Below are 12,588 nucleotides of genomic sequence, written 5' to 3' on the forward strand. Positions count from 1 at the left end.
AGATGAAGACCAAAGAAAAAACATTGCAGATCAGCGGCATGACTTGTGCTGCGTGTGCGAACCGGATTGAAAAAGGGCTTTCGAAAATCGAGGGCGTTGAAAAAGCAAACGTCAATTTTGCATTGGAACGCTCCACAATTGTATATGATCCGGATAAAACGAATATCCAGGAGTTCAAAGAGAAAGTCGGAAAGCTTGGCTATAATGTGGTCGAAGAGAAAGTGGATTTTGATGTTTCAGGGATGACTTGCGCAGCATGTGCCAGCCGGATTGAAAAAAGGGTCAGTAAAATGGACGGTATTTCAAGCGCGAATGTCAATTTTGCTTTAGAGAAAATTACGGTGAGTTATGACGCAAATCAAGTCACGCCTTCGGACATGATGGAAACAGTCAAGAAGCTCGGGTATGACCTTATCCCAAAACAAGACAGCGAAAATAAGCTGGATCATAAAGAACAGGAGATTCGTTCTCAGACGAGGAAATTTTTACTGTCACTGGTACTGACGCTTCCGTTGGCCTGGACAATGATTAGTCATTTCGAATTTTTATCTTTTTTATATTTGCCAATGTTTCTGATGAACCCTTGGGTTCAGTTGGCGTTAGCGGCCCCGGTACAATTCATTGTCGGAGCACAATTCTATAAGGGTGCGTTTAATGCGCTTCGAAACAAAAGTGCGAACATGGATGTGCTTGTCGCCCTTGGAACAAGTGCTGCGTTTTTCTATAGTCTCTTCTTGACGATAGAATGGGCAACTGCGGGAAGTATGGGAATGGCAGAGCTATATTATGAAGCTTCTGCTGTAATTATTACCTTGATTGTACTTGGCAAGCTATTTGAGGCCCGGGCAAAAGGAAAAACAAGCCAAGCCATACAAAAGCTTTTGGGGCTGCAGGCAAAAACAGCGCGCCTCCTGCGAGATGGCATGGAAGTGGAGGTGCCAATTGCACAAGTGGTAGCTGGCGACACTCTATTAGTTAAGCCGGGTGAAAAAATACCGGTTGATGCGCAAGTGTTGGAAGGACAATCAGCAGTAGATGAATCGATGCTAACCGGGGAAAGCATGCCGGTCGATAAAATAAGTGGGGATACAGTCATCGGAGCAACCATCAACAAAAATGGCTCGCTGAAGTTGCAGGCTGTGAAAGTTGGCAAAGATACTGCACTCGCTCAAATTGTAAAAGTCGTTGAAGATGCACAGGGTTCTAAAGCGGATATCCAACGTTTAGCAGATAAAATTTCCGGCATCTTTGTGCCAATCGTTGTCGGAATTGCGGCTGTGACATTTCTGATCTGGTATTTTGTCGTGTCACCTGGCGATTTCCGCGCAGCACTTATCCCAACCATCTCTATCCTTGTCATTGCTTGTCCATGTGCTCTCGGTCTAGCAACACCGACATCGATTATGGCTGGCTCTGGCCGGGCTGCAGAAATGGGTTTGCTGTTTAAAGGTGGAGAACACCTGGAAAATACACAATCCATTGACACCATCGTGTTGGATAAAACCGGAACCGTAACAAAAGGAGAGCCAGCACTAACGGATGTTGTGGTTACAGGCGGTTTCCCCGAAGCTGAACTGCTTCAGTTGATTGGTTCAGCAGAAAGTGCTTCGGAACATCCGCTGGCACAAGCCATAGTCAACGGTGCAAAAGAAGCAGGCTATGAGCTTTCGAATCCCACTGAATTTGAAGCATTGCCAGGATACGGCATTCATGCAGTCGTGGATGGCAAAGAACTGCTTGCAGGTACACGGAAACTGTTGACTCAGCATGAAGTTGCGTTTACGGAATTAGAAACACTTATGGAACAGCTGGAAAGTGAAGGGAAAACCGCGATGCTTGTCGCAGTGAATAAACGAGCAGTCGGTGTTGTGGCAGTGGCAGATACGGTCAAAGAGACATCGAAAGAAGCGGTCAGCCGATTGCAGAAGCTAGGAATCGACGTGATTATGCTGACAGGCGATAATAGCCGCACTGCACAAGCCGTGGCAAAACAGGTGGGCATTACAAACGTCATTTCGGAAGTCCTGCCGGAAGAAAAGAGCGATGAGATTAAGAAACTGCAGGCGCAGGGCAAAAAAGTGGCCATGGTTGGTGATGGGATTAATGACGCACCGGCACTGGCGACTGCGGATATCGGCATGGCTGTCGGAACAGGCACGGATATTGCGATTGAAGCGGCAGATATTACGCTCATGCGTGGAGATCTGAATAGCGCAGCGGATGCGATTATCATGAGTCGCAAAACGATGCGCAACATTAAACAGAATCTATTTTTCGCGTTTATTTATAACACCATCGGTATTCCAATTGCAGCAATCGGGCTTCTTGCTCCTTGGGTAGCAGGAGCTGCAATGGCGTTCAGTTCAGTATCCGTTGTTTTGAATGCCTTGCGCCTACAACGAACGAATTTACTAAAATAAGATAACCCAAACCCTGGTTCTAATGAAATTAACTGGAGTTTGGGCTATTTTTCTGTAGTTTCTCCACAGTTTCTCGAAAAAGATTGTATAAACTGAAAATCAAAGAATTGCCACAGCTGGTTTAGAGTCGTTAGCTGTAACTACCTCGAAATATCCATGCCAAGCCGGTAATTTGGCTATCAATATAGAGAAGATAAGGTTGGTTTAGAAGGATATTGATCATACGATATGAGGAGAGATATTAATGAAGAAAAATCAAAATCAACACAGTTCTCATGAACATTTAGATTCAACTGAACAGGATCATCATCATTCAGAACATCATCACGACGAACCCACGATCCAGGAAGAGAATGCGGATGGGAAATCTGGGGGCCATGACCATCACGGACATCACGGACATGGCGATATGGTGGAAGATTTCAAAAAACGGTTCTTTATTTCATTGATTCTGACGCTTCCGATTCTGGCATTATCCCCGATGATCCAGCATTTCATGGGAGTTGATTGGCGCTTTGGCAATGATATGTACCTGTTATTTGGCCTATCGACTATCGTTTTCTTTTATGGGGGATGGCCGTTTCTAACCGGTGGCATCAGCGAGTTGAAAGACAGAAACCCTGGCATGATGACCTTAATTGCTCTGGCCATTACGATTGCTTATGGTTACAGCACCATGGTGGTCTTCGGTTGGGATGGCAATCAGCTGTTCTGGGAACTGGCCACGCTGGTCGTCATCATGTTGCTCGGACATTGGATTGAAATGCGTTCGATCATGGGGGCTTCCAATGCACTTGAACAGCTGATTCAGTTGATGCCAAACGAAGCACATAAATTGGACGACAATAACCAAGTCCAGGATGTGCCGTTATCCGAAATCAAAAATAAAGATCGGTTGCTGGTTAAACCGGGTGAAAAGATTCCGGTAGATGGCTTAATTGTGGAAGGGAAATCCACAGTGGATGAATCCATGCTAACCGGAGAATCCATGCCCATCGACAAAACAGAAGGCGATGATGTCATCGGCGGTTCGGTGAACAAGGAAGGTTCCCTGACTGTGGAAGTGGAGAAAACCGGGCAAGAGTCCTACTTATCGCAAGTGATCAAGATGGTCAAAGAAGCGCAGGAATCCAAATCCAGAACACAGGACTTGACGAATCGTGCAGCCAAATGGCTGTTTTATCTGGCGATAGTGGCAGGTCTTGCAACATTCTCTGCATGGCTGCTGCTCGGTTACTCCTTGGATATTGCGGTTGAACGCATGGTGACGGTCATGGTCATTACATGTCCTCATGCATTGGGATTAGCGGCGCCGCTTGTCGTAGCAGTTTCGACTTCCATATCGGCAAAAAAAGGCTTATTGATCCGAAATCGGACCGGCTTCGAAGATGCCCGTAACTTGAATGCCGTCGTTTTTGATAAAACAGGAACGTTAACAAAAGGAGAATTCGGCGTCACAAATATTGTGCCAAACGGCGAGTACACAAAAGAAGACGTTTTAAGGTTTGCTGCTGCTATCGAACAGAATTCGGAGCACCCAATTGCGACTGGCATTGTGAATTCAGCAAAAGAAAAAGGAATCGAATTAGGAAGAGTCAGTGATTTTGAATCGATTACTGGAAAAGGCATTCAAGGGCAAGTAGATGGTCAGAAAGTTAACGTTGTCAGCCCCGGTTATATGAACAGCAACAAGCTAAGCTACAATCAGCAACAGTTCACTGAACTATCAGAAGAAGGAAAAACGGTCGTGTTTGTATTAGTGGAAGATAAACTTGCCGGAATGGTTGCCCTTGCCGATATGGTCCGTGAAACGGCCAAAGAAGCCGTTGCGACATTGAAGGAACAGGGCATTCATTCTATTATGCTGACAGGCGACAACAAGAAAGTGGCAGATTGGGTAGCAAGACAAGTGGGCATCGACGAAGTCTATGCAGAAGTATTGCCGGATGACAAAGCCAATCAAATCAAGAAAATCAAAGAAAAAGGCTGGAAAGTGGCGATGACCGGAGATGGTGTAAATGATGCACCGGCACTTGCAACAGCCGATCTCGGAATCGCTATCGGGGCTGGGACTGATGTCGCCATGGAAACGGCAGATGTGATTCTTGTTCGAAGCAATCCGAACGATGTGGTTGCATTGATGGATTTATCGAAAAAGACCTATCGGAAAATGGTGCAAAATTTATGGTGGGCCACTGGATACAATATTTTCGCGATTCCGCTGGCTGCGGGTGTCCTAGCTCCCTGGGGAATTGTGGTCAGTCCTGCGATTGGCGCCGTATTCATGAGTTTAAGCACCATCATTGTCGCCATCAATGCAAAACTTTTAAAAGCATAAAATTATTGTATGTAGGAAAGTTAGAATTTGACGGAAGTTGCATTCAAGAGACTATTTAACTTAAGGAGGGGTGAAATGAAAATTCAAATCATATGTGAGAACTGTAGCACAATTGCGGAATTTCTCCCTCGCCGCAAAGATGAAAAAGTGGGTATCCGAACAGTAAATCAGAAATTTCTCGTAGGCGTGAGCTGGAAGAACGAAGTTATTGAGAACTTTCAAGAAGATTTCATCGACAAATTGGGCAAGGCCACTTCAAACGAGGAACGAAAAGAAATCTTAGAGACCGGGATAGCAAGGAATACGTTTGCTGAAACCGTCGATTTTGAATTGAGTTTCACCTGCAGAGGATGCGGGGATCGGATTACCTTAAATGACTTTCAATTAATCGATCTTATTGGATTTTAAATGAAGTATAAGAATCGATTAAAAACACCATACAGATGAGTTATCAAGTTTTATCAAAAGTTCTTTCAGAGTCATACATTAAAGAGCATCTTCAGCTATGTATTAGCTGAAGATGCTCTTTTTCAATAAGTGGAAGCATGGACTGTATGATGCTCGCAAGCACCATTTCTGACAACGTACAGATAGCAGTGTTAAAGCAAATAACAGACGAATATAATATATGGTTATGACAATTATCAAGACAAGTGGAAGGTGCTTTTAAGAAACAGTCATAGTGGAGGTGGCTATTCTTAACCAATACAAAGTACGTACATTTACCTATTTAACTCAGTCTCGATAATTTCTCCATAAGTTTCCCTTATTATAAGAAGAGTTTTGAGACGCTATTATTTCTTGCAAATTAGATTGCAATTTTTTTAGAAAGCTAAATTGATCTATTGAAAATTGAAGCAACTTTTGAGCTGAAGTGTGATAACAAATAAATAGCAACGAGAACCTTTAAGAAAAAACTGATGAGTTACCATATATAGAGTGATGATTGTTGCCGATTAGGATAAATCTTGATTTCTAATGGGCAATAACTAAATAATGAACATCCGGAAGGGGAATATGAAGGTGAACTTGAAATCGAAATGGATGGTGACCGGTGTTTCAACTGTGTTAGCCCTCACCATGTACTTGCCAACAACGAATGCAGATACGTTAAGCGAACTTGAAAAAAAGCAGCAGGAAACGGAACAGAAAAAAAGTGAATTAGATTCTGGAATTAACGAAAAATCAAATGCAATCAGCGAAAATCAAACGAAGTTAACCGGAATTATGACGAAAATCACGGAACTGGATAATAAAATCAAAGAAACTGAATTCAAAATTACTGCAGTTCAAGAAGAAATCGATCAAACGAAAAGTGAAATTGATGAGTTGAAAAAATCAATTGAAGAACTCGAGGAGAAAATTGACGAGCGAACAGAGTTGCTTAAGGAGCGTGCCCGTGCCATTCAAATGAGTGGCGGATCGGTGGATTACATAGATGTCTTGCTTGGTGCTAATAGCTTTATTGATTTTATCGACCGGTTCTCTGCCGTGAATACATTAATTGAAGCAGATCGAGAAATTATGCTGCAACAAGCGCAAGACAAAGAACTTTTAGCTGAACAGAAAGCCGAAGTGGAAACGAAGCTCACCGCACAAAGAGAACGCCAAACGGAGCTTCAAGAGCTTCAAAATTCACTTGCCTCTCAAAAAAGCGAGCAAAATGGGCTAGTGAAAGAGCTGACAGCGGAACAGAACCGATTAGCGAGTGCAAAATCCGAATTGGAAAATCGATTTGAAGAAGAAATAGAAATCAGTGTGGATTTGGAGAAACAAATCGTGGCTGAGCAAGCCCGTCTCGCTGAATTGGCAAGGATAGCGGAAGAAGAACGACAACGGAAATTAGCCGCCGAAGAAGAACGACAGCTTCAAGCGGCGGCTGAAGCCGAAAAACAGCGCCAAGCAACCGCTAAAAAGGAAGCGGAGGAAGAACGTGCGGCGGCAGACCGCAAAGCGACAATTGCATCAAAAAATACTGACGACGCGAATGCTTCAAGTATAATAAGACCTGTCGAAAAGCCGGAATCTAGTTATACAGCCCCTGTAGCTACAACAAGCTCTCCCTTTATCAGACCGGCAGCAGGCCGGCATACATCCGGATTTGGCGGTCGGGACATCGGGGATGGGGCTGAAACGCATTTAGGGTACGACATTGCTAATGTAACGAACACACCTATCGTGGCAGCAGCAGAAGGTTTTGTATCCTATGCCGGTGTAATGGGGGGATATGGAAATGTCGTGATTGTTACTCATTCAATTAATGGACAGACTCACGCGACAGTTTACGCACATATGAATTCCATCAACGTCTCGGTCGGCCAGTCTGTTTCACAAGGGCAGCAAGTCGGAGGCATGGGGAATACGGGACGTTCTACAGGAACCCATCTGCATTTTGAAGTTCACGTAGGGCCTTGGAACGGTGCACGTTCGAATGCTGTAAATCCAGCCCAGTATATTAGGTGACCCTGTAAACAATCGGCATTTTCTACTATGCCGATTGTTTTTTCTTCTATACAATCTTAATGGAAGCGAGGTCCAATCATATTGCCAAGAACTCAAGCAAACACTAAAAAAAGCAAGAAGAAGATGTCTGCATTAACAGGTTTATACTATTTGGCACTTTTTCTCTCTACTTCTCTCCTGGTCATTGCTTTGGCGTTGATATACTTCAATATAGAAGGAAATGACCGTGAAAATTTTGAGTCGGATGATCTAAAATCTCAAGCAACATCCGATTTGACTTCATCAAATTTTAACTTTCAACTCCTTAAGCCGGCAGATGGAACCACTGGTTCTTCAAACGGCATTCTCAATTCGGAAGAGGGTACCACATTACATGCGGAGCAACTAACAAGAGATGAATTTCAACCTGCCATGAAAGATCTGTTTAAAGACAGGGATCTTTCTCCAGAGAATGTCGAAGATATATTTGGAAATATAAGTTCCTCAGATAAACTAAACACAGGGCACTCGACTTTCGGTAGAGAGGTCATTTACATTTATCACTCGCACAGCAGAGAAGCTTTTTTACCTTATTTAAAAAAGACAGATCAACCAGAAGATGCCTATCATTCAAAAGCCAACATTACGTTGGTTGGCGAGATGTTGGGAAAATCCTTGGAACGAAGAGGCTTAGGGACAACAGTCAATTCTACTGACATCGTTCAAGAATTGGATTCAAAAGGACTAGACTATGGCAGTTCTTATGCTGTTTCGGGAGAACACGTGAAGACAGCTCAAAAAGAAAACAGTGAATTGGAGATTTTCTTGGATATACACAGGGATTCATTGCGCAAAGATTCTACCACTATCGAACTGAATGAAGAAGGTTATGCGCGGCTGTTATTTGTAGTTGGAACAGGCCACAAGGAATTCGAAAAGAATCTAGCATTCACGGAAGATTTACATCAACAGCTTGAAATTGAATATCCGGGATTGTCCAAAGGAATACTTGAAAAAGACAGCAGCCAAGGGAACGGTGTCTACAATCAGAATCTGTCTCCCAACTCAGTCATTGTTGAAATTGGCGGAGTCGATAATACGGTAGAAGAACTTCACCGTACAGTAGAAGCGTTGGCTGATGTGTTAAGCGATTCTTATTGGCATAGAGAAAAGTAAGTCAGATATTGAGTTGACATATGAGGGATTATCGGAACTACTTTCCCTCTAGAAATCTTTTAAGACAATTAGTATGCCAAGAAGATAGTGGAAGAGTAAGCAGTTTATAAATAGTCTTCAGTTCTTCATGATTTTTGGCATTGTCATGATTTCAACAATTGTTGTACAATGAATTAAAGACAACAATTGTTGTTAATGGAGGTTGGGACAATGTATGAATTAGATGACCTGTTCGATATCCTAAAACGCAACAAGATCACTACGAACAAGGAAAGTGTCCGGCGCTGGCTTCGGCAAGGGAAAATCGTCGGAACCAAAGGAGGCGGGCCAAAGAAGAACGGCTGGCAGGTGAGCGAAGAAGCATTGGAAAGCTTCTTGAAGGAACGGCTGCCAGAGAATGTTGAGTTAAAACCAACAGAAGTCACAACAAATGTTGTGTTATCTGAGGCCGAACAAGAACAGTTGCGTGAAGAAGGGCGGCAAGAGATTTTTTACCGACTGGCTGCAAACCACATCTGGGAAGGTCGTTTTGTTTTTAAGAAAAAGTTCATTACTGACTGTCTGGATCACCGACGTCTCGAAAATCGTTCGCTTCGTGCTTATATCCTAAACCGAATAATGGAGCATAAACGCGGTCACGCGACGCCGGGAGTAGTATATATACTGGATACCTTCGACTTTGAAGGGAATCGTCTGAAGTTTGACTCGGATTTCAGTGGAAGAGAAGAGCAGATTGTCTTTTCACTAATTGAATACCTGCGGAATGAATACCGAGATCCACATAGAAGAAGAGAAGGGTACGAGTAACAGGAAAGCGAACCCTTGTCCTCACTTTACATATGTTCGCAAAATATCAATTTAACGAACATATAAAGTAAGCATATGATAAAATAAAGGGTATTAAGGCAGTTCGCATCAATTTTACTGAAATTAAGCAATAGTTCCTTTCATCCCATAAAAAGCAGGTGTTACAAAATGAGCCCATTTAATCGCGTCGATGAATTAAAAACACAATTAGATCAACACCGGCCGCTACCCGCCGCTGCAGTCAAAAACCTGCGCGATGTCTACCGGGTAGAATGGACGTATAATTCGAATGCCATCGAAGGAAATACATTATCATTGATTGAAACCAAAGTAGTAATGGAAGATGGCTTAACAATTGGCGGCAAACGGCTGCAGGAGCACTTCGAAGTCATCAATCATGCCGAAGCGATTAGTTTTATCGAGGAACAGGTCAATCAGACCGAGCCGTTGGATGAGCGTACACTAAAGACAATTCATCATTTGATTTTAAAGAACATCGACGATGAAAACGCGGGTAGATATCGCTCCATCAACGTGAGAATCTCCGGTAGTCAGCATGAACCACCGCATTTTCTGCAGGTGGCGAACGATATGCAAGAGCTTTTCGCCTGGTATGAGCAAGAGAAAGACCGTCTGCATCCAGTGGAGCTGGCCGCATTGTTTCATTTTAAATTCGTCTATACTCATCCCTTTGCAGATGGCAATGGCCGGACGGCGAGGTTGCTAATGAATTTGATTCTCATGGGTCATGGCTTCCCTCCCGCTATTGTCAAAGCGGAAAACGCCCAACGCTTAACGTATTACGAAACGTTGGAAACCGCGAGCATACAAGGCAATACACTGCCTTTCATCGAGTTAATTACACAATGCGTGGAAGAAAGTTTAACGACGTACTTAAAAGCGATTTTATAGGAGTGGTTTCTTTAACTTCTTAATTTTCTAGAAAAAGTACTTCCCATCTCTATATATTCGTTTAAATTACATTTTGCGAACATATAGAAATACATAACCAAAAGGAGGCCAATAGAATAATATGGCATTGACACCTGAAGAGCTTCAAGTTCTCCAACGGATTGAAAAACAACTAAAGAGCACGCCCTTCTATGTCGTAGAGTATGTCCGTTCCAAAAAACGGGCTGGTCTTTCAGACGATACCTTGTTGCAGTATCTCTACCGTTATCAGCATTTCTTCCAGTGGCTGCTTCGTGAAAACCTGACTAAGGTAAAAGATGTGAAATCTATCCCCCTTACCGTTTTAGCAGAATTGAAGAAACACGATATTGAACTATATATCGAATTCCTAAAGGAAGAATCCATCTTGCATGAGAAGACATCTGTGAGGAAGCGGGGCCAGGCAGTTGTTGCCCTTTCCGTTAACGCGTTAAAGTCACTCTTTAATTATCTTACTAAAGAGACCGAAAATGAAGACGGAGAATCGTACTTCTACCGCAATGTTATGAGCAAGATTGTACTGCACAATAAAAAAGAGACGGCCAGCCGACGCGCGCAGAAAATCAGTTCCGTTATTCTGAATGAACATGAAATCAACGATTTCCTGCAGTTCGTGGAACAAGACTATAAAGTTACTTTGGAAAGTGGGCTTGCACTACAACGATTCAACCGGGACAAGGAACGCGATCTAGCCATCCTCTCCCTTTTTCTTGGTAGCGGCATCCGACTTGGAGAAACCGCACGCATTCTTGTAAAGAAAATAAATTTGAAGAAACAGCTTATTGATATCAAGCGGAAAGGTGCTAAGGAAGACACGGTCCATGTTATGGACCAGGCCATCCAACATTTGAAATCCTATTTGGAAATCCGGGAAAGTCGTTATCCCGGTTCAAAAGAAGTCCCTTTCCTATTTGTGACCCTTTACGGAGGAACAGTGCGTCCTATATCAAGACGAGCGATTGAAAATTTGGTGACCAAGTACACTGCTGCATTTGCTCAAGGAGAAGGCATGAGTCCTCACAAGCTCCGACATAGTTTTGCAGCGGACTACATTCGAAATGGCGGAAGCATTGTTCTACTTCGTGATCAATTGGGCCACAGCAACATCGAGACTACTTCCCTCTATACTAACCTGTCCAATAAAGACAATGAGCAGGTGTTGACACGTATGCATGAAAATCGGTTAAACTCAAAAGATAAAGAGAAGTAAAAAGCTAGCTATTCCATTTAGAACTCCTATCTAAGTGGAAGATTAAATTCTACTTTCTAGTTAAGTTTATAGGAAAAAAACAATAGATAGCTTTACAAAACCCCGAAAGACATTATTCGGTATCTTTCGAGGTTTTGTCACCTTTTCCAATTCCGAACTTTTTTATTTAACCAAATTCTTTTAATTTGATTTAAGTTGCTTACATAATTCCTTAATAGTATCTTCTTCCTGTTCTACTAGGCGGTTAGCTGTGTTTTTTAAAGCCTCAATGTTTTTTGGTGAGACATCATCTAAATTGTCATTCACGTAATCTAGCCTTGTCTGGAATCGATAGTATCTTTTTTTTCCATACCGATTTGGAAGAAGTTGAGCTAACTGATAATCTACCGTGCTGTTTACTCCATCAAAAACAATATCTAAGATTACAGGCGCCCATTCTATTAATCCCCATTCAATCGCTTCATTATGAAAAATAGGACGAGTTTGCTCGCCGGTACCTAGAGATACAATTAAAATGTCTTCTTCGTCTTTAAACATTGTTTTTGCTTCTACATAAGCACACATAGCAGGATTATTTGCATATAATCCTCCATCAATAAACGAAAAATCATCTTCCATGCTAATTTTCTTGGGATCAAAATAAGTTGGTGCTGAAGATGTGGCTCTAGCGATTTCTCTCATGAGTGCATCCTGGTTAATCCTCTCATATCCGCGGGACTTTGCTTTCTTACTTTTAAAAATCCATGGTTTTCTTCTTTCTAGTTCATAACAAACAATTAAAACTTCCTTTAAAGAATCGGAAAGTTTTGTATCTCCAAAGTATTCCTTTAGAACATTGTCTATTCCTTCTGAATCGTATCGCTGTTCTATGATTATACGTATTTTATCATTCCAGCGACTTGAATTAACTGGTGAAAAAATTTCCTCTCCTTTTTCCTCATATAAAGTTAACAGTTTTCTAGCACTGTATTCAGCTGCACCTGTTTCATCAGGCTTCACAAGGCCAAGAGCCAAAATTCCTCCAGTTGATGTTCCTACGATCAAATCGAATAGCTCATTGATTTTTGTTTCAGTTCGTCTCTCAATATCAGCTAATATACGAGCAGGAATGATTCCCCTAATCCCACCACCGTCAATCGAGAGTATTTTTTTCATCTTTCTCATCTCCTTTCCTTCCTTATTGAATGATATAAGAGGAATACTCAATACTATTTAAGAGTGTCATAGATATTTATACAAAAAAT

The 12,588-nt window shown here is 42.3% G+C and carries 9 protein-coding genes; 8 read left to right on the forward strand and 1 reads right to left on the reverse strand.

Annotated elements, in window-relative coordinates; translation table 11 throughout:
- Positions 1 to 2: 2 nt before the first annotated feature.
- From Q0785_RS11975 to xerS, 8 genes are all read left to right on the forward strand, one after another.
- A complete protein-coding gene (locus Q0785_RS11975) occupies positions 3 to 2,420 on the forward strand; it encodes a heavy metal translocating P-type ATPase (protein ID WP_298830027.1) in 2,418 nt (805 codons plus the stop codon).
- A 244-nt stretch (positions 2,421 to 2,664) separates the two neighbouring features.
- Positions 2,665 to 4,758 (forward strand): heavy metal translocating P-type ATPase, encoded by a 2,094-nt coding sequence (locus Q0785_RS11980; protein WP_298830029.1) that lies wholly within the window; start codon positions 2,665 to 2,667, stop codon positions 4,756 to 4,758.
- Positions 4,759 to 4,833: 75 nt separating this feature from the next.
- Positions 4,834 to 5,166, forward strand: a complete 333-nt coding sequence (locus Q0785_RS11985; RefSeq protein ID WP_298830031.1) for a hypothetical protein — start codon at positions 4,834 to 4,836, stop codon at positions 5,164 to 5,166.
- A 615-nt stretch (positions 5,167 to 5,781) separates the two neighbouring features.
- Positions 5,782 to 7,221: a M23 family metallopeptidase gene (locus Q0785_RS11990; RefSeq protein WP_298830033.1), complete on the forward strand. Its 1,440-nt coding sequence runs from the start codon at positions 5,782 to 5,784 to the stop codon at positions 7,219 to 7,221.
- A 123-nt stretch (positions 7,222 to 7,344) separates the two neighbouring features.
- Entirely contained in the window at positions 7,345 to 8,376 is a 1,032-nt protein-coding gene (locus tag Q0785_RS11995) for a stage II sporulation protein P (RefSeq protein WP_298830035.1), read from the forward strand.
- A 210-nt stretch (positions 8,377 to 8,586) separates the two neighbouring features.
- The gene (locus Q0785_RS12000) at positions 8,587 to 9,183 is read left to right on the forward strand and encodes a hypothetical protein (protein ID WP_298830036.1); all 597 of its coding nucleotides are present in this window, start codon (positions 8,587 to 8,589) and stop codon (positions 9,181 to 9,183) included.
- Between the two features lie 168 nt (positions 9,184 to 9,351).
- Positions 9,352 to 10,095, forward strand: coding sequence for a Fic family protein (locus Q0785_RS12005; RefSeq protein ID WP_223643618.1), 744 nt, complete (start codon positions 9,352 to 9,354; stop codon positions 10,093 to 10,095).
- A 121-nt stretch (positions 10,096 to 10,216) separates the two neighbouring features.
- On the forward strand, positions 10,217 to 11,344 hold the full coding sequence (gene xerS / locus Q0785_RS12010; protein ID WP_223643620.1) for a tyrosine recombinase XerS: 1,128 nt from the start codon (positions 10,217 to 10,219) through the stop codon (positions 11,342 to 11,344).
- 180 nt (positions 11,345 to 11,524) lie between these two features.
- Here the strand turns inward: xerS and Q0785_RS12015 are convergent, their stop codons facing one another.
- Positions 11,525 to 12,499 carry a CBASS cGAMP-activated phospholipase gene (locus Q0785_RS12015; protein ID WP_298830040.1) on the reverse strand — a complete coding sequence of 325 codons (975 nt, stop codon included), beginning with the start codon at positions 12,497 to 12,499 and terminating at the stop codon, positions 11,525 to 11,527.
- Between the last annotated feature and the right edge of the window lie 89 nt (positions 12,500 to 12,588).

It is taken from the genome of uncultured Planococcus sp. (assembly GCF_947501725.1).
Taxonomy (GTDB): Bacteria; Bacillota; Bacilli; order Bacillales_A; family Planococcaceae; genus Planococcus; species Planococcus donghaensis_C.